Origin of the sequence: Erythrobacter sp. JK5 (assembly GCF_018205975.1) — a bacterium.
Classification (GTDB): domain Bacteria; phylum Pseudomonadota; class Alphaproteobacteria; order Sphingomonadales; family Sphingomonadaceae; genus Erythrobacter.
Genome location: NZ_CP073577.1, coordinates 1,161,576 through 1,184,099 on the forward strand (window position 1 = coordinate 1,161,576; position 22,524 = coordinate 1,184,099).

At 64.5% G+C, this 22,524-nt stretch carries 19 protein-coding genes, 1 tRNA gene and 2 pseudogenes; 5 read left to right on the top strand and 17 right to left on the bottom strand.

Annotation, left to right across the window (positions count from 1 at the left end; all coding sequences use genetic code 11):
* Nucleotides 1–76: 76 nt before the first annotated feature.
* Nucleotides 77–1,477: a sodium-dependent transporter gene (locus tag KDC96_RS05675; protein WP_212451425.1), complete on the bottom strand. Its 1,401-nt coding sequence runs from the start codon at nt 1,475–1,477 to the stop codon at nt 77–79.
* Between the two features lie 132 nt (nt 1,478–1,609).
* On the opposite strand from KDC96_RS05675, the gene panB reads away from it, so the two are divergent.
* Together panB and KDC96_RS05685 are read left to right on the top strand one after the other, a co-directional pair.
* Nucleotides 1,610–2,482, top strand: a complete 873-nt coding sequence (gene panB, locus KDC96_RS05680) for a 3-methyl-2-oxobutanoate hydroxymethyltransferase (RefSeq protein ID WP_212451427.1) — start codon at nt 1,610–1,612, stop codon at nt 2,480–2,482.
* A gap of 27 nt (nt 2,483–2,509) precedes the next feature.
* Nucleotides 2,510–3,586, top strand: a complete 1,077-nt coding sequence (locus KDC96_RS05685; protein WP_212451429.1) for a DUF475 domain-containing protein — start codon at nt 2,510–2,512, stop codon at nt 3,584–3,586.
* Here the strand turns inward: KDC96_RS05685 and KDC96_RS05690 are convergent.
* The 7 genes and pseudogenes from KDC96_RS05690 to KDC96_RS05720 form a co-directional block, all read right to left on the bottom strand.
* Nucleotides 3,555–4,522: pseudogene (locus KDC96_RS05690) on the bottom strand (bile acid:sodium symporter family protein). The gene KDC96_RS05685 and the pseudogene KDC96_RS05690 sit on opposite strands and share 32 nt — an antisense overlap.
* Nucleotides 4,523–4,569: 47 nt before the next feature.
* Complete coding sequence (locus tag KDC96_RS05695; protein WP_212451431.1) at nt 4,570–6,066, bottom strand: lipopolysaccharide assembly protein LapB; 1,497 nt, start codon at nt 6,064–6,066, stop codon at nt 4,570–4,572.
* Nucleotides 6,059–7,423, bottom strand: coding sequence for a PEP-CTERM-box response regulator transcription factor (prsR, locus tag KDC96_RS05700; protein WP_212451433.1), 1,365 nt, complete (start codon nt 7,421–7,423; stop codon nt 6,059–6,061). Before prsR ends, KDC96_RS05695 begins: the two co-directional genes overlap by 8 nt.
* Nucleotides 7,423–9,561, bottom strand: a complete 2,139-nt coding sequence (gene prsK, locus KDC96_RS05705) for an XrtA/PEP-CTERM system histidine kinase PrsK (protein ID WP_212451435.1) — start codon at nt 9,559–9,561, stop codon at nt 7,423–7,425. The genes prsR and prsK overlap by 1 nt, the downstream gene beginning before the upstream one ends.
* On the bottom strand, nt 9,561–10,946 hold the full coding sequence (locus tag KDC96_RS05710) for a TIGR03013 family XrtA/PEP-CTERM system glycosyltransferase (RefSeq protein ID WP_212451437.1): 1,386 nt from the start codon (nt 10,944–10,946) through the stop codon (nt 9,561–9,563). The genes prsK and KDC96_RS05710 overlap by 1 nt, the downstream gene beginning before the upstream one ends.
* 128 nt (nt 10,947–11,074) lie before the next feature.
* A complete protein-coding gene (locus tag KDC96_RS05715; protein ID WP_212451439.1) occupies nt 11,075–11,356 on the bottom strand; it encodes a hypothetical protein in 282 nt (93 codons plus the stop codon).
* Nucleotides 11,357–11,419: 63 nt separating this feature from the next.
* Nucleotides 11,420–12,751: a short-chain fatty acyl-CoA regulator family protein gene (locus tag KDC96_RS05720; protein WP_212451441.1), complete on the bottom strand. Its 1,332-nt coding sequence runs from the start codon at nt 12,749–12,751 to the stop codon at nt 11,420–11,422.
* Between the two features lie 151 nt (nt 12,752–12,902).
* On the opposite strand from KDC96_RS05720, the gene KDC96_RS05725 reads away from it, so the two are divergent.
* Together KDC96_RS05725 and KDC96_RS05730 are read left to right on the top strand one after the other, a co-directional pair.
* Nucleotides 12,903–14,501, top strand: coding sequence for an isocitrate lyase (locus tag KDC96_RS05725; RefSeq protein WP_212451443.1), 1,599 nt, complete (start codon nt 12,903–12,905; stop codon nt 14,499–14,501).
* A gap of 140 nt (nt 14,502–14,641) precedes the next feature.
* The gene (locus KDC96_RS05730) at nt 14,642–14,827 is read left to right on the top strand and encodes a hypothetical protein (protein WP_212451445.1); all 186 of its coding nucleotides are present in this window, start codon (nt 14,642–14,644) and stop codon (nt 14,825–14,827) included.
* 105 nt (nt 14,828–14,932) lie between these two features.
* Here the strand turns inward: KDC96_RS05730 and KDC96_RS05735 are convergent, their stop codons facing one another.
* The 6 genes from KDC96_RS05735 to efp all read right to left on the bottom strand — a co-directional run bounded on the left by KDC96_RS05735 (nt 14,933) and on the right by efp (nt 19,653).
* Nucleotides 14,933–16,255 carry an amidohydrolase gene (locus tag KDC96_RS05735; RefSeq protein WP_212451447.1) on the bottom strand — a complete coding sequence of 441 codons (1,323 nt, stop codon included), beginning with the start codon at nt 16,253–16,255 and terminating at the stop codon, nt 14,933–14,935.
* A 23-nt stretch (nt 16,256–16,278) separates the two neighbouring features.
* Nucleotides 16,279–16,899, bottom strand: coding sequence for an SLC13 family permease (locus KDC96_RS16370; protein WP_249171937.1), 621 nt, complete (start codon nt 16,897–16,899; stop codon nt 16,279–16,281).
* Nucleotides 16,899–18,077 carry an SLC13 family permease gene (locus KDC96_RS05740; protein WP_249171938.1) on the bottom strand — a complete coding sequence of 393 codons (1,179 nt, stop codon included), beginning with the start codon at nt 18,075–18,077 and terminating at the stop codon, nt 16,899–16,901. Before KDC96_RS05740 ends, KDC96_RS16370 begins: the two co-directional genes overlap by 1 nt.
* A 62-nt stretch (nt 18,078–18,139) precedes the next feature.
* Nucleotides 18,140–18,224: transfer RNA gene (locus tag KDC96_RS05745), tRNA-Leu, on the bottom strand.
* A gap of 40 nt (nt 18,225–18,264) precedes the next feature.
* The gene (locus KDC96_RS05750) at nt 18,265–19,083 is read right to left on the bottom strand and encodes an inositol monophosphatase family protein (RefSeq protein WP_212451449.1); all 819 of its coding nucleotides are present in this window, start codon (nt 19,081–19,083) and stop codon (nt 18,265–18,267) included.
* Between the two features lie 6 nt (nt 19,084–19,089).
* Nucleotides 19,090–19,653 (bottom strand): elongation factor P, encoded by a 564-nt coding sequence (efp, locus tag KDC96_RS05755; protein WP_212451450.1) that lies wholly within the window; start codon nt 19,651–19,653, stop codon nt 19,090–19,092.
* 188 nt (nt 19,654–19,841) lie between these two features.
* On the opposite strand from efp, the gene KDC96_RS05760 reads away from it, so the two are divergent.
* Nucleotides 19,842–20,237: an elongation factor P gene (locus KDC96_RS05760; protein ID WP_212451452.1), complete on the top strand. Its 396-nt coding sequence runs from the start codon at nt 19,842–19,844 to the stop codon at nt 20,235–20,237.
* A 3-nt stretch (nt 20,238–20,240) separates the two neighbouring features.
* Here the strand turns inward: KDC96_RS05760 and KDC96_RS05765 are convergent, their stop codons facing one another.
* From KDC96_RS05765 to KDC96_RS05775, 3 genes and pseudogenes are all read right to left on the bottom strand, one after another.
* Nucleotides 20,241–20,924, bottom strand: coding sequence for a M23 family metallopeptidase (locus KDC96_RS05765; protein WP_212451454.1), 684 nt, complete (start codon nt 20,922–20,924; stop codon nt 20,241–20,243).
* A 9-nt stretch (nt 20,925–20,933) separates the two neighbouring features.
* A pseudogene (gene thiE, locus KDC96_RS05770) lies at nt 20,934–21,571 on the bottom strand (thiamine phosphate synthase).
* Nucleotides 21,568–22,458, bottom strand: a complete 891-nt coding sequence (locus tag KDC96_RS05775; protein ID WP_212451456.1) for a fructose bisphosphate aldolase — start codon at nt 22,456–22,458, stop codon at nt 21,568–21,570. Before KDC96_RS05775 ends, thiE begins: the two are co-directional and overlap by 4 nt.
* Between the last annotated feature and the right edge of the window lie 66 nt (nt 22,459–22,524).

Consider the following 22,524-nt stretch of genomic DNA (forward strand, 5'->3'; position numbering starts at 1 on the left):
CTATTATGTTCCATATCTGCGGAGTGATTGCAACGCGGAATTCCGTCAGCGGCCACCACAGCCGCCTGAAACTCGATCAGCCAAACAGCCCGAACAGCAGGATAACCGTCAAAGCGATCGGGCAGACGAACCGCACCAACGCCCGCCACGTCTGATGCAGCCAGCCATCGAGCCCGTTCTCGTCGTCGATCAGACGTGCATCGGCGATCCAGCCGACGAAAATGCAGGTCAGGATCGCGCCGATCGGCATGAACAGCTTCGCCGTCACTCCGTCGAGCGTGTCGAAGAAATTGGTCTCTGCGAACAGCGGGACGAAGCCGAGCGGATAGAACTCCGCCATGTCGTTGAACGACAGCGAAGACAGCACGCCGAGTACCGCCGCGCCCGCGCCGACAATCAACGTTGCGACCATCCGCGGCATCTTGAACTTCTCGAACACATAGGCCGTCGGCGCTTCGAGCAGCGAGACCGAGCTGGTCAGCGCGGCGAAGAACACCATGGTAAAGAACGCCAGGCCGATCAGCGAGCCAAACGGCATCGCCTGGAACGCGACCGGAAGCGACTGGAACATCAGCCCCGGACCGGCATTGGTCGGCAGCCCGGCCGCGAAAACGATCGGGAAAATGGCAAGACCGGCGAGCAGCGCCACCCCGGTATCCGCACCGGCGATGATCCCCGATGTCTCGCCCAGATTGGTATCGCGGCTGGCGTAGGCGCCATAGGTCATCATCCCGGCCACCCCGAGCGACAGCGAAAAGAACGCCTGCCCGACCGCGGCGAGCATCACTTCCCCGGTCAGCTTCGAAAAATCGAAGGTGAAGAGATACGCAACCGCCTGCCCGAAGTTATCGGTAAACGCGCCGTAGACAGTAATGCCGAGAAACAGCAGGAAGAACAGCGGCATGAGATAGACCGCCACCCATTCGATGCCGCTCGAAACCCCGCGTGCGACGAAGAACATCGTCACCGCGAGAAATCCGAGATTGAGCCCGATCATCAACGAACCATTGCCGAACAGTCCAGGCATCAGCGCCTCGATATCCTCTGCCGGACGCCCCTGGAACGCGCCGCCAGTGAGGCCCGTCTGGATCAGGTCGCCCAAAAAGACGCCGATGTAATAGACCACCCAGCCGCCGACGACGCAGTAGAAGCTGAGGATCAGGAACGCGGCAAACACGCCCATCGAGGCGAGGATGCTCCAGCCTTCCGGCGCATTGGAATCGCGCGCGACACGGCGGACGCTTTCGGGCGCATTGGCCTGTCCGTGCCGCCCGATCAGCACTTCGGACAGCAGCACCGGCAAACCGATCAACAGCACGCACAGGATATAGAACAGCACGAACGCGCCGCCGCCATTCTCGCCCGCTTCCGCCGGGAATCGCCACATATTGCCGAGGCCGACCGCCGAGCCGACTGCGGCGAGAATGAACGCAGTGCGCGACGACCAGTTTTCGTGGCCCGAACCGGTTGCTGCCATGATGTGAAAAATCCCTCTTCCCGCGCGCTTCCTGACGCGCCGTCCCATATCATTGCACCCTGCAATGAAAATGCACGCGCGCCAAGGGGCAAGCTTTGCGTTCTCCCCGCGCGGGCGCTAGATGCTGCGCTCATGTCCACCACATTCCAGCTCGATACGAGTACCAGCCGGGCCAACCCCACACCGGCCCCGATGAAACGCCTCACTGTGCCGCGCATCCGCGCGCGCAAGTCAGACGGCGTGACCGCCGAACCGCTGGTCATGCTAACCGCCTACACCGCGCGGCAGGCGCAGCTGCTCGACGCGCATTGCGACATGCTGCTGGTGGGGGATTCGCTTGGCCAGGTGATCTACGGCCTGCCTTCGACGATCCCGGTTACGCTGGAGATGATGGCGAACCACGGCGCGGCCGTGGTGCGCGGGTCGTACCATTCGGTGGTGATCGTCGACATGCCGTTCGGCTCCTACGAAAGCTCGCCCGAACAGGCGTTCGAAAGCGCGGCCTACCTGCTGAAGGAAACCGGCGCTGCGGCAGTCAAGCTCGAAGGCGGCGAAGCGATGGCGCCGACCGTCGAATTCCTCAATTCGCGCGGCATCCCGGTGATGGGGCATGTCGGACTCACCCCGCAGGCGGTGAACGTGCTGGGTGGCTATGCCGCGCGCGGGCGATCGGATGCGGAAGCGGACAAGATCGTCAGCGACGCGGTTGCGCTCGATCAGGCGGGCGCGTTTGCGATCGTGATCGAGGGGGTGGTCGAACCGATCGCGATCGAAGCCACCAAAGCGGTCGGATGCCCGACCATCGGCATCGGAGCCTCGGCACAATGCGACGGACAGGTGCTGGTGACCGAGGATATGCTCGGCATGTTCGAGCGGGTGCCGCGCTTCGTGAAGCGCTACGAGGACATCGCCAGCGTCATCGAGAAGACCGTGGCGACCTATGCCGAGGAAGTGCGCGCGCGCAGTTTCCCTGGCGAAGAACAGACCTACCAGCCCAAGCGCTGATCCTCCCGCAACCGAGACCGAACCCCGATGCAAACGCTCCTGCGCTACTACACCTTTTCGCTCGCCTTCACGGCGGCCTGCTTCGCGCTGGCCGCCTGGTATGGCTGGGTCAGCACGGGTTCGATCGTCGGCATGCTCTCGGTCCTGTGGATCGTCATCGTCCTATCGATCCTCGAGGTTTCGCTGAGCTTCGACAACGCCGTCGTCAACGCCACCGTGCTGCGCGAGATGGACCCGGTGTGGCAACAGCGCTTCCTGACGATCGGCATCCTGATCGCGGTGTTCGGGATGCGGATCGTGTTTCCGATCGCGATCGTCTCGATCGCCGCGCAGATCGGGCCGTGGGATGCGGTGCAGCTTTCGCTCGGCAATCCCGAGGAATACGAACGCATCGTTTCCGGCGCGCATATCGGGATCGCCGGATTCGGCGGCGCATTCCTGGCGATGGTCGGGCTCACCTTCTTCTTCGACGAGGAGAAGGATGTGCACTGGATCCACGCGCTCGAGCAGTCGATCAATCGCTTTTCGAGCGTGCCGGCAGTCGAGATCGGGCTGGTCCTGCTGCTGGTCTATGGCGTTTCCACCATGCTCACGCCAGACGACGCGCTGACGTTCCTCACGGCCGGGCTGCTCGGCCTGGTCACCTTCATCGGCGTTCACGCGATCGGGGCGATTATCGAACAACGCGAAGCCCGGAAGAAGGCGGCGGGAGAGATCGTGCGATCGGGACTTGGCGGATTCCTGTATCTCGAGGTGCTCGATGCCAGCTTCAGCTTCGACGGGGTCATCGGTGCGTTCGCGCTGTCCAATAATATGATCGTGATCGCCATCGGCCTGTCGGTGGGAGCGATGTTCGTGCGCTCGATGACGATCCACCTGGTGCGTACCGGTACGCTCGCTCAATATCGCTATCTCGAACACGGCGCGTTCTGGGCGATCATCGTCCTCGGTGTGATCATGCTGGTATCGGCGCGGTATCACATCCCGGAAACGATCACCGGGCTGATCGGAGCTGTGCTTATCGGATTGTCGCTGTGGTGGTCGATCCGCCACAACCGCGCAGAGCGCGCGGCTAATGCGGCTGCGACCGAGCCAGGCGCGTAGCGATCGGCGCGGCCCAGACCAGCTGCAGCAGGTGATAGAGCAGCAGCGGCGCGATCACGAACCCGGCCACCTCCGGCGGAAACAGGATCGCGGCGAGCGGCGCGCCGATCGCGACGCTCTTCTGCGCCCCGGCAAACAGGAACGCGATCCGGTCGCCGCGCGGATAGCCGCACAGCCCCCGACGCTCCACGCCCCGAACGTGCCGACGATCAGGAACCCGATCACCAGCGCCAGCAGCACCGCCCAGTCCGCGGCCGAAAACATCGTCGCCAGCCCCTGCTCGACCGCGCCCGAAAACGCGACGTAGACCGCGATCCCGATCACCATCCGATCGAGCCAGGCGACCTGCGCCTTGCGGTCTGCCAGCCTGTCGATGGTCCAGCCCTGCACCGCCTGCCCGATCAGGAACGGCAGGATCAGGATCACGCCGATGCGCACGATCGTCTCGCTGCCGATATCCACCGCAGTGCCGCCCGCCAGCACCGCAAACAGCGGCGCGGTCACGAATACGCCGGCAATGTTGATCAGCGCGGCCCCGACGACTGAAAGCGCCACGTTGCCGCCCGCAAGGCTGGTGTAGGACGTCGCCGACTGGATCGTCGAAGGCAGCGTGCCGAGATAGAGAAAGCCGATCGCGACCATCGGCGGGAGCAGGGTCGATCCCAACTTGGCGAAGCCGAAACCTGCCAACGCCATCGCTCCGAACACCCACACGAACAGCGGCAGGAAGAAACGCCAGTTCGCCAGCCCTCGGGCGATCTCGCTGCGCGGTATGCGCATGCCATTGACGAGGAACAGCAGGAAAATGCCGACGCTCGAGACCGTGCGGGCGGTGTCGCCCGTGTCGCCCGTCGCAGGGGCCAGCAACGCCAGCAGCGTGGCGGCGATCAGGACCGCGATCATCGGATCGGCGAGCGGGGCGAGACGTGCTGGCATCGCCCGCGCCCCTGCCCCTCCTACCGGGAAAAGTCGAGCCGCCGCTTTCAGCCGGCTACGAAGTTCCCGGGGCGCAGTTCGCGCAGTCGTGCATCGAAACCGCGCGCCTCGTCCTCGCGCCCGAGCGCGGCAGCGGCATCGGCGCGCAATGCGATCAGCTTGGGATCGTTGCCCGCACCAAGCGCAATCGCGTGGTCGAGCAGCACCGCGACGCGCAACCAGTCGTCGGCCTGCGCGCTCCGTTCCGCGAGCATCAGCAGCGCTTCGGCATTGTTGGGTTCGCCAACCACGTGCCGCGCCAGCAGCGTGTCCGCCGCGGTATCGTCACCATAGGCGCGATAGGCGGCGATGATCTTGCGGGTTAGCGGCCACGGTCGCCGGATGGCGGCAGCAACGCGGTAGCGTTCGAGCGCGGTTTCAGGATCGCCCCCGGCAAATGCAATGTCCCCGGCAAGCGCGTGCGCATCCGACGAAAGCGGGAAGCGTTGCAAGAGATCGTCAGCGACGCGGCCGGCTCCGGCAAGATCGCCTGCCGACACGAGGTCGCGCAGCTCTGCGGTCGATTGCGGCAATTCGGCGCGCCCGAAAGGCGTGCTGCCAAGCACCGTTAGGCGGACCTGATACGCGCCCGAAGCACGTTCGAACAGGGGTGCCGCCGCGGCTCGATCGCCCAACCGTTCATGCGCGCGGCCGACCAGCATCGTCAGATAGGGCGAAGCGTCGGGTGAGAGCGCGCGCGCGCCGAAGCGCTCGACCAGTTCCTGGTCGCGTCCGCTGAACCACAGGGCCTGCGCGAGCAGTTCGAGCACGCGGATATTGCCGGGCTGGCGTTCGTGCAGCGCATCGAGCGTTTCTGCGGCCTTGTCGTTGTTGGCTTGCTGCAGGTCGGTCAAGGCATCGAGCAGGATCGCCGCCGGGACCCCGCCGCGCCCGCTCATGCCGCTGCGTTCGAGCAGGCTGCGCGCCAGCACCGGGTCCCCGGCACGCGCGGCGAGCACGGCCTGGAGATAGTAAATGCCCGGATAGGTGCGGTCGATTTCCGCCGCCCGGCGAACGATGGCGAGCATATCCCGGTAGCGACCCAGATCGCCAAGCGTGGCGGCATAGTCGACCAGCAGCTCGACATTCGCCGGGTCGGCGGCGACTGCGGATTCGAACCAGGGAATCGCGTCGGCGAGACCGTGCGCATCGCGCACCAGCTGAGCCCGCAGGAGCAAGGCGGGCGCATAATCGGGACCGAGTTCGAGTGCGTAGTCGGCTGCTTCGAGCGCGGTCAGGTGTTCGCCGCCGCTGAACCGCAATCGGGCGATGGTCACCCACAGGCCGGGATTGTCCGGCTCGATCGTGCGCGCCTGATCGAGCAGCACGCCCGCATCGTCCAGCCTGCCTTCGCGCATTTCAAAGCGCGCATCCTCAACCAGCCGGACGAATTCCGCGCTGCCGGATAGGTCCGATGCACTGCTGCGCTCGCCGCCGCCTGAGCAGCCGCACAGCAGCGCCGCAGCCAGGGCGACTGTGAAGAATGAGCGACCTCGATCAGGCATGCAGGTCGTATTGCTTGAGCAGGTCGTAAAGCGTCGGGCGGCTGATCCCGAGCATTTTTGCGGTGCTGGAAATGTTGCCTTCGCTGCGCGCGAGCGCGTGGCGGATGACGCGCCGGTCCGATTGTTCGCGTGCCGCCTTCAGATTGAGCACGTCGGACGGCTCCTCGTCGTTTTGACCCAGATCGAGATCGTCCGCGCTCACCAGCTTGCCTTCCGCCATGATGACAGCGCGCTTCACCCGGTTTTCCAGCTCGCGGACATTTCCCGGCCAATCGTGCGAATCGATCACGGCCAACGCATCGGGGCCGAAACCGGTCACCGCAGGGTTCATCTCGGCAGAAAACCGCTTGAGGAAAGCCTTCGCCAGCAGCACCGCATCGCCGTGGCGTTCGGCCAGCGTCGGGATCCGCACCACGATCTCGGCAAGCCGGTAGAACAGGTCTTCGCGGAAGGTCCCTTCACCGATCATTTTTTCGAGATCCTGGTGCGTCGCGCACACGATCCTGGTGTCGACCGCGATACTCTTGCGCCCGCCGATCCGTTCGATCGTGCGTTCCTGCAGAAACCGCAGCAGCTTGACCTGCAAGGGCAGCGGGATGTCGCCGACCTCGTCGAGGAACAGCGTGCCGCCATGCGCGCTTTCGATCTTGCCCTCGGTGGTCTTCACCGCGCCGGTGAACGCGCCCTTCTCGTGGCCGAACAGCTCGCTTTCGAGCAGGTTTTCGGGGATCGCGGCGCAATTGATCGCCACGAACGGGCCATCGCCGCGATCGCTCGAATCGTGCAGGCCCTGCGCCAGCAATTCCTTGCCCGTCCCGCTTGCGCCGAGCAGCATCACCGAAACGCTGGTGCAGGCGACCCGCTCGATCGTGCGGGCGACCTTGACCATCTCGGGCGCGCCGGTAATCAGGCGCCCGAGCACGGTCTTGTCCTCGCTGGCATGCGCGACAAGCCGACGGTTCTCGCTTTCGATCGCGTGGAGATTGAAGGCCCGGCGGACGATCAGGCCAAGCGCCTCGATATCGAGCGGTTTCTGGTAGAAATCGTACGCCCCGCGCTCGATAGCCCTGAGCGCGCTTTCGCGAGCGCCATGGCCGCTGGCGACGATCACCTTGGTGTCGGGCTTCAGCTCCATGATCGTGTCCAGCACCGCGAAGCCCTCGGTCGTGCCGTCGGGGTCGGGGGGCAGGCCGAGATCGAGCGTCACCACCGCCGGTGCCTCGCTGCGCAACGCCGCGATCGCACTGTCGCGGTCACCCGCGATCACCACTTCAAAATCGTCATACGCCCATTTGAGCTGCGCCTGCAGCCCTTCGTCGTCTTCGATCACGAGCAAAGTCGGTTTTTTGTCAGCCATCAGGCGACCTCATCGGTTTCGGAGTTGGTTTCGGGTTGCGTTGCTGTCGCACCGGCCAGCAAGCGGGCGGCCTCGGGAACCGGCAGGGTCACGCTGAACCGGGTGCCCACGCCTTCGCGCGATTCGACCTGCAATCTGCCGCCCATCGCTTTGATCATCTCGCGCGCTTCGAACGCGCCGATCCCGAAGCCGCCTTCCTTCGAAGATACGAACGGTTTGAACAGGCCGCTGCGGACGAACTCGGGCGACATTCCGCGCCCGGAATCGATGATCTCGATCTCGCCGGTGAGCCCGTCCTGCGCGATGTGGAGACAGACCGGAACGTCGGCTTCGCTCGCATCGATGGCGTTCTGGACCAGGTGGATCAGCGCCTGTTCGAGCGCTTCGGGATTGGCGACGACCAAGACGGGATCGTTGCGCGCCAGGGTGACGGGATGCAGCCGCTTGAAGCGGTCGCAGATGCTCGCCGCGAGCGCCGACAGTTCGACCTCGCGCACCTGCTGGGCGTGCCCCGGACCATAACGCCCGAGCCGTTCAAGCAGGGCCGTCAGCTTTTCCGATGATTTGCGCAGAGTGACCAGCATATCGGCACGGAAATCGGGATTGTCGGCATGCTTCTGCGCGTTGGCGGACAGCAGCGAAAGCTGGCTCGCAAGGTTCTTGATATCGTGCATCACGAACGCCATCCGGCGGTTGAACTCGTCGAACCGGCTCGCATCCATCAGCGCCTGCTGCCCCGATTGTTCCGCCAGATAGCTTGCCAGCTGCTGGCCGACGACGCGCAGCAGATCGAAATCTTCCCAGTCCAGCCGGCGCTCGATCCGCGGACGGGCGAGGATGATCGTGCCGACCAGACGATCGAAATGGATCAGCGGCACCAGCGCCCACGCGTCCTCCGCCTCGACCAGCCAAGCCGGAACATTCGCGACTTCGCCATGATGATCGGTCCCAGCGCGCACCTCGTCGAGATCGACGATGAAACTGTGCTGCTCGAGCAGACCGGACAGCGCGTATTCGGCCGCGATTCCCGGCACTTCGATCATCGGCCAGTTCCAGCGCGCCGACAGTTCCAGCTGCGCCTCCTCGTTCGGCACCAGCAGCAGTCCGGCCGGACTGTCGGTGATGTCGGCTACTGCCTTGACCGCGCGCTCGTGAAAGCTGGGGCTGGCGCTTGTCCCCAGACCGATCGTCCGGGTGAACCGCAGCCATTCCTCGCGATAGTCGTAGCGATGCTGGAACAGATGCTTGGTCGCCGTCACCTTGAACCAGCCGCGCACCCTTCCCGATGGCAGGAACGCGATCGCCGCCAGGATAGCGCCGACCAGGAAGATCATCTGGCTGGCGCGCGCGATGTCTTCTCCAAGCGCTTCGAGCGACCGCGTCACCAGCAGCATGACCAGCAGATAGCTGCCGATCACCAGCAGCGAGAGCGTCTGGAACGTCACGGCCCGCGACGGCCGGAATTGCATGCCCGCCCCGGCCTCGTTCGATCCGAAAGCGAGCAGACCGATCATCGCACCGGTCACGAGGCCGCGCGCAGCCAACAGCGCTTCGGGTTCCTCTCCACTCAGATAGGCGATGGTGTAGAGATTGAGATCGTAGGCGAAAATGCCCGCCAGCCCGATCCCGCTCCAGCGCAGGATTCGCCGCGAGGAGGGAGCCGCTCCGGCATACAGGTTGTGGAGCAGCACGAGCGCCCCGATTGCGACCAGCATGTGGAGGACGGCGGACACCTCGAAAGAGAGCTGCGCGATCTCCGGGAACCCGGAGAAGCGACCGTCGAAGATCAGCAGGATCGGATGCATCAGCTCGACCAGGACGAGCGTAACGACGACTGGACGGGTGGGCTTGAGGCTTTCGTCCCGTCCGTCGGCAGAGAACAGACAGAAAATGACCACCACGAGCACGACGTTGCGCGAGGTTTCGGCCAGCGCCACGGCCGCTTCGTCGCCGCCGATCGACGCAACGAGGCTGCACCACAGCGCGGTCAGGCCGCACGCGGCGAGCACCGCCAGGCGATCCGGGCGGGCGCGGTCGCCGAAGCGCCAGATCCACAGCCCCGCCCCGGCGCTGAGGACTGCCCCCGCCAGAAAGCCCGCAAGCGCGGCGTAGATGGCCAGGATCGACACGCCGGGCATCAGCGGGCGCCTTCCGGCCAGAGGATCACCCGGACCGTCTGGAGCAGGATCACGAAGTCGAGAAACGGTGTGTAATTCTTTGCATAATAGAGATCGTATTCGAGCTTCTTGCGGCTGTCCTCGGTCGACGCGCCATAGGGATAATTGATCTGCGCCCAGCCGGTGATGCCGGGCTTCACCATGTGGCGCTCGCCGTAGAACGGAATCTCGCTTTGCAGATCGTCGACGAAATCGGGAACTTCCGGACGCGGCCCGACGAAGCTCATCTGCCCCATGAGCACGCTCCATGTTTGGGGCAGCTCGTCGATCCGGACCTTGCGAATAAAGCGACCGATGCGAGTGATGCGCGGGTCGTTTTCCTCGGCCCACTTCGATCCGTCCTTTTCGGCGTCGGTGCGCATCGAACGCAGCTTGATGAGATGAAAGGGCTCGCCATACAGGCCGACGCGTTTCTGCCGAAAGAAGGCTGGTCCCTTGCTGTCGAGCTTCACCAGCAGCGCGAAGATCGCGATGATCGGGAACGTCAGCAGCAGCAGCAGCAGGCTCGCGACGATGTCGAACACGCGTTTCATTGCGCTCGAGAACATGCGCCCGCTGGAAAACCCGTCCGAAAAGATCAGCCAGCTGGGGTTGACCGTGTCGAGATCGACCCGCCCGGTCTCGCGTTCGATGAAGCTGGAGAAATCGTTGACGTGCACGCCCTTGGTCTTGATCCGCAGGAGGTCGCTCAAGGGCAGCGAATTGCGCCGTTCCTGCAACGCCAGCACCACCTCGCTGACGCCGAGGTTCTCGACGAAGCGGCCGAGATCATGGATCGCCTCGCGCGGGATCGCTTCTTCGACCACGCGTTCGGGTTCGCTCATCGCGATATAGGAAGCGATGGCAAAGCCGCTTTCCGGCCGGTCGGCGAGCTCGCGCAGGCGCTGCGCCCGGTCGCCAGCACCAAGCACCATCACCCGCCGTCGAAAGGCGGAGGACCCGATGAAGGAGTTGAGCAGCAACCGGTCGACAACCAGCACCAGCACCGCGAAGCCCATCGCGTAGAGCAGGGTCGAGCGCCAGAAGTTCTCACCTCCGATGAGGAAATCGATGAACGCCAGAGCGATGATCCCGAGGCTGATCGCCACCAGCAGGCGCGCACCGGCAAACCGCAGGCTGCGCAGGGCATTGGGTCCGTACACGCCGACCGCAACCATTGCGAGCCACACGACCGCAGCCGAACCCATCAGCGGTAGCCACCGATCCGACAGCATGCCTGGGTCAGTCGCGATCTGAGTTGCGCGCAGCTGCCACGCGAGCTCGCCCGCCAGCATCAGCAAGCCGAAATCCAGCAGGCCGAGCAGAAGAACGGCATGCGGGATGTAATGCTTGAAGAGACGGATCATCGCGTCGGCGCTTTGCTCGCAAGGGGAACACTGGCGCCGGCAATAGGCCTCAGAAATTAAGTGTCGGTAAACTTTACAGCACCGCCGCGCGCTCGCTTGGCAAGCGCAAGACGATGCTTAATCGATGGTTACTCGCCGGTCACCGAATCGGCCACGTCCTGCGCCGCTTCGCCGACCTGCCCGGCAGCTTCGCCGACATCGGAAGCAGCGTCCGCGATCGCGTTATCCTTGGCGATCTCGGCGCTGTTGGTCTGCGTCAGGAGATAAACCCCGACCCCGAGCGCGATGACGAGGATCAGCAGGAATGCCCATTTCGCCATTCCACCGCCGGAGCCGCCGGTTTCTATGGTGCGCGTGGTGTGGGTGTTGCCCTGTGCATCGGTGTGTTCGGTAATGCGTTCTTCTGTCATTTCGTATCCTCCCTTGGGAAAAATGATGGACAGGGCGAGAGGTTCCAGAGCACGCCCGGTCGGTCAGAGGCTGGCCGTCAGGCGCGGCGTAGCCGGGGTAAGGCAATCCGCGCGGCGACAGCGCGGACAGCCGACGCCGAGCGGCACCGCATCCTGCGGATCGAGCGAAATGCCGCGAGCCTGCGCGAGCTCCCCTGCGAAACGGGCTTCGACACCCAGCACGATCGCCTTGCGCGCCGAGCACGCGGCCCCGTCGACCTCGACCGTGCGGGCAATCGTGAGCCAGTGCTTGGGCGCCGCCTCGCCTTCGCCGAAGGTTACGGCCTGCGTCAGCATGGTGCCCCTACTCTCGAACGCGGCGTAGGGCACCCAGGCCGGCCACCGCGCCCCGGTAAGCGGGTAGATCGCGCCGCTCGCGCCTGCCGTGAAGGCGACCATGCGGCCTGTCCGGCCGAACCTGGCGCTGAAGAACGGCAGACCGCGCTCGCCGACCCGCTGCAGCGTGGTGAGACGCTGGGCGACCTGATCGAAGCTCGCAGCGAACCGGCGCTGAAGCACCGCGAGATCGTAACCGGTCTGCTCGCACGCGCGCAGAAACCGGCGATAGGGCATCAGCAAGGCACCGGCGACATAATCGGTCACGTGCTCGCGAAACAGGGCGCGCGCCTCGGGCGATCCGAGCCCCGCCCCCGCGACCAGCAGATCGATCGCCTCGCGCTGTTCGAGCGCGCCGATCTGCCGCGCGATCTGGAACCGCCGGGCCGCGCCGGGCAGCATTTCAGAGAGCTGCAACTGACGCGCATGCAGATCGAGCCGGTGCACGAGGCCGGGAATGACGTCCGACGGGAGTATGCGGACCGTGATCTGATGCTTTTCGCGCAGCCGGTCGCGCAGCGAGGCACCGATATCGCTGCTGGAAAGCCGCAATTGGTCGGACAGCTGCTCCGCCGCTTCGTCGAGATCGGCGAAGTGGTTCTGCCACCGCTCGACCGCCTCGCGCGCCTTCGCCGCAGGATCCTCGCGGTGCCCGGATTGGCTCCCCGCACTGTCGTACAGACGCGCAAAGGCCGCGGCCGCCTGCGGCGCAGCGGCGAGGAATTCCTGCACCTCCTCGCGGTCGATGCCGAGATCGACGAAACGCTCGTCGCTCAGGCGCCGGGCGAGGCCGTCCAGCCCGCCGATCGCTTCGTCTTCGCGCAGGCTGCGCGGATCGAAGTCGAACCGCTCAATCACCTGGACAAGAACGCGCGCGGAAAGCGGGCGCTGGTTGCGCTCGATCAGGTTCAAGTAGCTCGGTGAAATGCCGAGCGATGCCGCCATGGCGGCCTGCGTGAGCCCTTCGCGCTTGCGCAATCGGCGCAGCGCGGGTCCGGCAAGAAGTGCGTTATCGGCCATGGGAAAGGTCTGTAAATTACTTTACATCATGACACAAGATTTGCCGAATATCACCCGATACAGACAAGAAAGTCTGTAATTTTTCCTGTCATGTTGCACTGCAACAGTGCACACCGGTCTCACACCTCCCCAAGCAAGCAGGAGACCTCTCATGACCTATCAGACCCAGATCGCGCAGATGCGCAAGCTCATCGATGCCAACGGCCCCAGCTGGGGCGCGGTCGACGCCGAAAACGCCGCGCGCATGACGATCCAGAATCGCTTCAAGACCGGGCTCGACATTGCCAAGTACACCGCCGGAATCATGCGCGCCGACATGGACGCCTACGATGCCGATCCTGCGGCCTACACCCAGTCGCTCGGCTGCTGGCACGGGTTTATCGCGCAGCAGAAGATGATATCGATCAAGAAGCACTTCGGCAGCACCAAACAGCGTTACCTGTACCTCTCGGGCTGGATGGTTGCCGCGCTGCGCAGCGAATTCGGGCCGCTGCCCGATCAATCGATGCACGAGAAGACCAGTGTCCCGGCGCTGATCGAGGAACTCTACACCTTCCTCAAGCAGGCCGACGCCCGCGAACTCGGCGGCATGTTCCGCGCACTCGACGGCGCCCGCGAAGCGGGTGACGACATGGAGGCCAAGCGGCTCGAAAACGCGATCGACAACTACGAAACCCATGTCGTTCCGATCATCGCCGATATCGATGCCGGCTTCGGCAATCCCGAGGCGACCTACCTCCTTGCCAAGAAGATGATCGAGGCAGGCGCCTGCGCGCTCCAGATCGAGAACCAGGTTTCGGACGAGAAGCAGTGCGGTCACCAGGACGGCAAGGTCACGGTTCCGCACGAGGAATTCCTGCAGAAGATCCGCGCGATCCGTCACGCGTTCCTCGAACTCGGGGTCGATAACGGGATCATCGTCGCGCGCACCGACTCGCTCGGCGCCGGTCTGACGAAGCAGATCGCCTATTCGAAACAGCCTGGCGATCTGGGCGACCAGTACAACGCCTTCCTCGATTGCGAGGAGGTCGATCCGGCCAATGTCACCAACGGCCAGGTATTCATCAGCCGCAACGGCAAGCTGATGGCCCCCAAGCGTTTGCCTTCGAACCTGTTCCAGTTCCGCGCCGGCACCGGCGAAGACCGCTGCGTGCTCGATTGCATCACCTCGCTTCAGAACGGCGCAGACCTGCTGTGGATCGAGACCGAAAAGCCGCATGTCGAACAGATCGCCGGAATGGTTGACCGCGTGCGCGAAGTCATCCCGAACGCCAAGCTGGTCTACAACAACTCGCCCAGCTTCAACTGGACGCTCAACTTCCGCCAGCAGGTCTATGATGCGTGGGTCGAAGCCGGGAAGGACGTGTCCGCTTTCGAACGCGACAAGCTGATGAGCGCGGATTACGACGGCACCGAACTCGCCGCGCAGGCCGACGAGAAGATCCGGACATTCCAGTCCGACGCCGCAAAACGCGCGGGCATCTTCCATCACCTGATCACGCTGCCGACCTACCACACAGCCGCGCTCAGCACCGACAATCTCGCCAGGGAGTATTTCGGCGAGCAGGCGATGCTCGGCTACGTCAAGAACGTCCAGCGGCAGGAAATTCGCCAAGGCATCGCCTGCGTGAAGCACCAGAACATGGCCGGATCCGACATCGGCGACGATCACAAGGAATACTTTGCCGGCGAAGCCGCGCTCAAGGCGGGCGGCAAGGACAACACCATGAACCAGTTCGAGGCTGCGTGAACACAGCGATGGGGATCGAATTCGAGGCAGATTGATCCGGTTGGAGAGGAGGTTCCTGCAAGTTCGAGAAACTCTCGGTCTTGCGGGAACCATCCAAGCCTTCCATGAGCTGTAGCTCCATCCCCATCAGGAGAGAGACGATGAGCGATACCGACACCCAGAGCCGAGAGCCGTCGCGCGCCCGCGCCCTGCTTTCGACCGCCGATATGAAGCTGTTGCGCCGTGCACTGGAAAGCCACGCCCGCAACACCGAAGACCGGGACGAGCTCGCCAAGATCAACGCGTTGCACCATCGGCTCGGCACCTACGTGCCGTCCGCCGAATAGAAGAGCCGCACCCGCCCCCGGTTTGCACCAGTTCTCCTGGGGAGGAGAATACGACCGTCGAAGCCGGGCTTCGCCTTGCTTCGGCGGTCGTTCTTTGCGCGTTACCTAGCCGCCGTTTCCGGGCATCAGGTTCAGCGTCGCCGCGGTCAGCGCCTCGGTCGCGGTGGCGATCACGACCGGCGCGTCGGGTGCCCAGAACGGCGAGTGCAGCGACACCAGTTCGGCTTCGCCGCGCTGCGACGCTTCCCATGTCGCCATCGGCACCCCGCCGACCCAGAAGATCAGCGACTGGACATTGTCCGGATCGGCGCGGCGGAACTGCCCGAAATCCTCGCCACCCATCACGCTCGGCACTTCCTTGATCCGGCCTTCGAAACGCGCCTGCAATCCGGCCATGACTTGATCGGTGAAATCCGGATCGTTGTAGGTCGATGGGGTGTACGGATCCTGCACGGTCACGCGCGGCAGCTTGTCCTCGGGCATGCCCGCCGCCAGCGCTTCGCCGCGCGCGATCCGCGCGATCCCGTCGAGCAGCAGCTTGCGCGCCTCGTCGGTGTAGCTGCGCACCGTGATCTGCAACCGCGCCTCGTCGGAGATGATGTTGTGCTTTGACCCGGCCTGGAAACTGCCGACCGTGACCACGCCCGGATCGAGCGGATTGAGCTCGCGGCTGACCAGCGTTTGCAGCCGGGTGACGATGCTGGCCGCGATGACGATCGGGTCCTTGGTGGTGTGGGGATAGGCGCCGTGACCGCCGATGCCGGGGATCACCACGTCGACGCTGTCGACGTTGGCGAGCGCGAAACCCTTCGAATAGCCGATGAAACCCGCCGGAGCCTGCGCCGCGTCGTGGAACGCGAGCACGTAATCGGGCTTGGGGAACCGTTCGTACAGCCCGTCCTCGAGCATGGCGAGCGCGCCCTCGCCGGTTTCCTCGGCAGGTTGCAGGATCATCACCAGCGTGCCGGACCATTCATCCTTGCGCTCGGCCAGCAGCTGTGCCGCCCCGATCCACGCGGCCATGTGGGTGTCGTGGCCGCAGGCGTGCATCACCCCGGTCTCGATCCCGCTGGCCGGTATCGCCGTTTGCCTGGACGCATAGGGCAAACCGGTCTGCTCGATCACCGGCAGCCCGTCCATGTCGGCGCGCAGCATTACCGTCGGACCATCGCCGTTGCGCATCACTGCCACCACGCCGGTCCGGCCGACACCCTCGGTCACTTCGAAGCCGAGCGCGCGAGCGCGCGCCGCGAGCTTTTTCGCGGTCTCGAATTCCTGAAACGACAGCTCGGGATTGGCGTGCAGGTCCTGATAGAGCTCGATCAGGCCCGGCATGTCCGCCATGACGTCGTCGCGCAGCTCGTCGGCCTGCGCCGGAAGTGCGAATGCGGCGAGGCAGGCACCGGTCAGCGCCAATCGGATGTTCATGTCAGTTTCTCCCCAAGGTCCGGCTACAATTGGTAGGTGAACGAAAGCATCACGGACAGCGCGGTCACCATGATCAGCACCAGCGGCACGCCGGTGCGGATGTAGTCGACGAACTCGTAATTGCCCTCGGCCATGATCAGCATGTTGGTCTGGTAAGCGATCGGGGTGGCGTAGCAGAGGTTGCAGCCGAACAGCACCGCGAGCACCAGCGGTTCGGGCGGCAATCCGAGCTGCGCCGCGATGCTGAAGGCGATCGGCGTGCCGACCGTCGCCGCAGTGGCGTTGGACGCGAAATTGGTGAGCAGCGTCACGAACGCCATGATTGCTGCCAGCACCAGCGCGGGCGGGAGCATTCCGAGCCCGAGCGACAACGCCTCGCCGAGCCACGCCGCCGCCCCGCTTTCGTCGATCACCCGCCCGATCGCGATACTCGCCGCGACCAGCACGATCACCTGCCCCGACAAGGCTCTGCCGACCCGGTCGAACTTCACGCAGCCCGTCACGAACATCAGGATCGCGCCCGCCAGTGCGGAAATCGCGATCGGGAAAATCCCGATCGAAGCGGTGAACACCGCGAAGCCCATGATTGCAGCCGACAGCAACGCCTTCGAGCGGCGCGGAAGCTCGCGCCCGCCTTCGAGCATCAGCAGGCTGTCCCCCGCGAAAACGCCTCGAGGTCGTCCTGCAACCCCATCACCAGCAGCACGTCGCCTTCGACAATCCTGAGGTCGCCGCCTTCGGAATACTGGTCGCGCCCGCCGAGCAGGCGGTCCGGACGGTGGATGCCCAGCACCGCGACGCCATACAGATCGGCGATCCCGGAGGAAGGCAGGGTGCGCGAAATCAGCCGCGAATCCGCGGTTACCGTCATCTCGACGGCCATGATGTCGGTACCCTGCGCGGAGGCGAGCCGGCGGATCCGGTCGAGCACCCAGCTTGGTGCAAGCTCGCCCTTGAGCACCCGCACCGCGTCTTCGAGCGCTTCGTGGCTGCCCGAAATATGCAGCCGCTGTTGCGCCTGCAGCGGCCCGCGAGTCTGTTCGTGAATGGTGATTCCGCGCGGCAGGGTCGGCTGGATTTCGCTCACATCCTTGCCGATCAGCGCGCTGTCGCCCGCGATCCTCAGGCGGGTGTGAAACCGGCGAACGTTGTCGTCGGCCTCGACCCGGTTGTCTCCGAGCAGGCGCGGCGTGACCAGCCAGATGAACGGCAGCGCCACCAGCGAAGCGAGCAGCACGATCGGGGTGAAATCGAATACCCCGATCTCGCGCATCCCCAGATCGACCGCGATCGAGACGACCAGGATGTTGGTCGAGGTGCCGATCGTGGTCGCCATCCCGCCGAGCAGCGACGCCGAATTGAGTGGCATCAGCGTCTTCGAGGTCGGCATCGCCCCGCGCTGCGCCAGGGCTGCGAAGATCGGGATCATCAGCACCAGCACCGGGGTGTTGTTGACGAACATCGACAGGAAGAACGCGATCAGCAGCGACACCAGCAGCCCGATCTGGAGATTGACCTTGAACACCTGTTCGAGAATCCGCGCCGCCGGTTCAAGCGCGCCGGTGACCACCAGTCCCCTGCCCATCACCATCAGCGCGCAGATCGTGATCAGCGCGTAATGGCCGAACCCGCCGAACGCGAGCGCCAGCCCGTCGATCGGGCGCGTGCCTTCGAGCGGGAAGAAATACAGACCCACCGCGATCACCGCGATGGTCAGCAGCGACACGATCTCGATCGACATCCGCCCGCGGACGAAGCCCACGAACATCAGGATGGTAATCACCATGGCGGCGATGGCGTGATAGGAAGGCAAGGAAAGCATCGAGCGGTGGAATACCCTTCGCCCGCGAACTTTCAAAGCTTACCTTCAATTTCAAGCGATTTTGGTGCCCCTGGCCCGACTCGAACGGGCACTCCCGAAGGAAAGCGATTTTGAGTCGCTCGCGTCTACCAATTCCACCACAGGGGCACGCCTGAAACGGAGCGCGGCTGTTAGCGCCGCGCGCCGGTCACTTCAAGCTGTTGACGAGCAGCTTGTGCAGCTTCGAATGCAGCGCATTGTTCGCGGCCAGCACCTGCTCCGAGTGGATCGGATTCGACCGGCCCCGGAAATCGGTGACGAATCCGCCCGCTTCGCGGATCAACAGGCACCCGGCGGCGGTGTCCCAATCGTTCAGCCCGCTTTCCCAGAACCCGTCGAAGCGGCCCTGCGCGAGATAGGCCATGTCGAGCGAGGCCGCTCCGAACCGGCGGATGCCCGCGACTTCGGGTCCGATCGCGCCATAGATCCGGCTCCATTCCGCGAAATCGCCGTGACCCTGGAACGGGATGCCGGTCGCAATCAGGGCATCGGACAGGTGCGATCGCGCCGAAACGCGCAGTCGCGCATCCTGCAACCAGGCACCGCGGGTCTTTTCGGCCCAGTATGTCTGATCGTTGATCGGGTGATAGATGACGGCCGCAGTCACCTCGCCCCACCCCTTCCCGTCGAGCCGCGGTTCCTGCACCGCAATGCTGATCGCGAAATGGGGAATCCCGTGAAGGAAGTTGCTGGTCCCATCGAGCGGATCGATGATCCAGCGCGGCTTGTCCGGATCGCCTTCGATGATGCCCGCCTCTTCGAGTACGAAGCCCCAGCCGGGCCGCGCGTTGAGAAGCTCGTCGTAAAGCGTGCGCTCGGCGCGCATATCGGCCTTGCTGACGAAGTCCGCCGGCCCCTTGCGGCTCACCTGCAGGTGCTCGACCTCGCCGAAATCGCGCCGCAATCGCGCGCCCGCCTTGCGTGCGGCGCGCTCCATCACGCGGATCAGACCTGAAAACATCGACATCGGAGGTTAGCCAGCCTTCCCGACGTAGGATTGTTCGTAGACGTCGACCACGATCCGGGTGCCGCTTTCGATATGCGGCGGGACCATGATGCGCACGCCGTTGTCGAGCACGGCCGGCTTGTAGCTGGAGGAAGCGGTCTGCCCCTTCACCACCGCATCGGCCTCGACGATTTCGGCTTCGACCTGCGCGGGAAGCTCGACCGAGATCGGCTTTTCCTCCCACAGTTCGAGCTGCACCTGCATCCCGTCCTGCAGGAACGGGCGCGCATCGCCGAGCAGGTCGGCGGGCAGGTTGATCTGTTCGTAGGTGTCGCCGTCCATGAACACCAGCATGTCCCCGTCTTCATAGAGGAACTGGTATTCGCGCGTGTCGAGCCGCACCTTCTCGACCGTGTCGGCGCTGCGAAATCGCACGTTGGTCTTGCGCCCGTCCTGCAGGTTCTTCATCTCGACCTGCATGTAGGCCCCGCCCTTGCCGGGCTGGGTGTGCTGGATCTTCGCGACCTTCCAGATGCCGCCTTCATATTCGATGATATTGCCGGGGCGAATATCGACGCCGCTGATCTTCATGGGGCTGAGTGCCTTTGTATCCGAAGGAACGGGCGCGCACTCGCACGGCGCGCCGCAGAAATGAAGCGCGCCAATAGCCGAGCCGGTGGGGGTCGGCAAGCGCAGCGACAGCCGCCGGCCATGGATGGTTAACGAACTGGCCTCCAGTACCGCACAATGATATGTCATGGACCTATGGGATTATTGCCATGAAAACGCGCTACGTCCTGATCCTGACGGCGATAGCGGCAGCGATTGCCGCCGCCTCTCCATTCGCCACGCAGGCGCAGGATCCGAATGCGCCCGTCCCCGGCGGAATGCTGCGGACGATGCCGCACGGCACCTATCAATGCGCGCTGCCGGGCGATGCGGCGGGCAAGGCGTTTGAAGTGGTCGAGGCGGAGCAGTTCCGGATCGGAACGGCATCGAGCTATCGCAGCGAAGGTGGGCGCGGCGTCTACATCATGCGCGGCGACGAGCTGACCTTCACCCGCGGGCCCAGGAAAGGCGAGACGTTTCGCCGGGTCGGGACCAACCAGTTGCGCAAGCTCGAAAACGGTGTCGAGACCAAGCTGCTCTGCACTCGCCTCGGCGGGTCGGGCTAGGCCCTAGGGAGCGGTCAGCAACGGATAGGGATTGACCGCGTTCGCGGGCTCCCACCATTCCGCATCGGCGGTGGTGCGCAGGATCGCGAAATGCAGGTGCGGCGATTCCGCCGAGGCATTGCCGGTGCTCCCGACCGTCCCCAGCCGCTGGCCGCGCCGCACGCGCTGTCCTTCGCGCAGCCCCTCGGCATATTCATCCAGATGGGCGTAGAAATGGATCGTTTTCTTGTCGGGCGAGCGGATGTAGATCGAATTGCCGCCGCTCGCCGAGCGGTGCAGCTTTGCGATCGTGCCCGGCGCAGCGGCGACGACGCTGGTGCCCTTGGGGGCCATGATGTCGATCGCCTCGTGCGGCCTGCCGCCTTCTTCCTCGCTGGTTTCGAGAAAGGTGTCGGACAGATCGGAAGCGCGGACGTTGAGCACCGGGATCCGCAGCGCGATCGTGTCCTCGGTCGGCGATGGCGACGGTGTGGGATCGAGCGGCGGAGCGGCGGTGGGAGCAGCTTGCCCTTCCGGCACAGCGCTTTCGCTGACGAGCGGTGACGGCGCGGCCTCCGCCGGGCGAAGCGAATCCTCGCCCTCCTGCTGGCTTGCCAGTTCTATCAGACTGCCACCGGCGACGATCCATATCGCCGAAGTAAGCGTGGCGGTGACGACGATGGTAAGCAGACGGTCGAAAAAGCTCATGCCCGGCTTTTACTCTACGCCGACGGCTTTGGCGAATGCTTCGATGGCGGCCGACTCGTCGCCATTCCAAACCGCGCCCGACACCGCAAGAAAGTCCGCCCCGCCGCGATCAGGGGTGCGCAATTGTCCGGCGTGATGCCGCCGATCGCGACGCAGGGAATCTCGAACAGCTTTGCCCACCATTCGATCAACTCGGGCGAGGCGCGCTCCGCGTCGCGCTTGTCCTTCATCGTGCTTTCGTAGAACGCGCCGAACGCGACGTAGTCCGCGCCTGCTTCACCCGCTTCCATCGCGAGATGTCTGGACGCGTGGCAGGTCACGCCGATCTGCGCCTCGCGGCCCAGCGCCTCGCGCGCTTCCTTCGGGTCGCCATCGTCCTGCCCCAGATGCACCCCGTCGGCCCCGAGCCGCTTCGCCAGCGAAACGCTGTCGTTGACGATGAACGCCACGTCGTGCGCCGCGCAGATAGCCTGCAACGGTTCGGCCAGCGCCGCCGCCGCGTGCTGGTCGACATCCTTAACCCGGAACTGGAACGCGGCAACCAGCCCTTCGCATGCCTTTAGTGCGCGCTCGAGACGCTGCGGGAACTCGCCGCTGACATCGAGCGGAGAGATCAGATAGAGCTGGGTCGCGGTCGCGCTCCTCACCCCGCAAGGCTCGCATCGGTAATCCGGCCGATGGCACCGCTCAGTGCCGCATCGAACTCCTCGTCGGACTGGTCCTTGCGCAGGTCCTGCAGCAGGCCGCGGCTGAAGCTGGCGATCATTCCCGGATTCTTCGCCAGGTGCTCGCACGCCTGATCGGTCGAATAGCCGCCCGACAGCGCTACCACCCGCAGCACCTTCGGATGCGCGATGGCGGGAGCGTACAGCCCCGGCGTGACCGGGATCGAGAGCTTGAGCATGACCTTCCGGCCTTCGGGCACGGCGTCGAGCTGCTGCATGATCTCTTCCAGCAGGATAGCTTCGCCCCCCGCCCGGTCGAGCGCCATGATGTCGTATTCGGGCTCGAGAATTGGCACGAGCCCGGCATCTAGGATCTGCTTGCCGACCTCGAATTGCTGCGCGACGATCGCGGCGATGCCCGCGGGATTGGCTTTCTTGATGACGGATCGCATTTTGGTCCCGAACATGCCCTTGCCGACCGATTTTTCGAGCAGCGCGGGCAGCTTGTCGAGCGGCTTCATCAGCTGGACGCCGTCCGCTTCCTCGGCGAGTCCCTGATCGACCTTGATGAACGGCACGATACCGCGCGCCTTGAGCGCGTCAGCGGTCGGCATGCCGTCGACATCGCCGTCCATCGTCTTTTCAAACAGGATCGCGCCGATCACCTTGCCGCTGCCGAAGCATGGCGAGGTGATGACCCGGCTGCGCATCGCGTGGATCTGCGCGAACATCTCGTCATCGCCGTTCCACTCATCGTCCCCGACACCGTAGCCGCGCAGCGCCTTGGGCGTCGATCCGCCCGACTGATCGAGTGCCGCGATAAAGCCCTGCCCTGCGGCAATCTTTGCCGTCATCTGATCGCTGTTCATTGCTGTCCCTTGCCTCGGATGAAAATTTTGCATTGTGTTGTGACGCGGGCATTAGCCAGCGCGTTC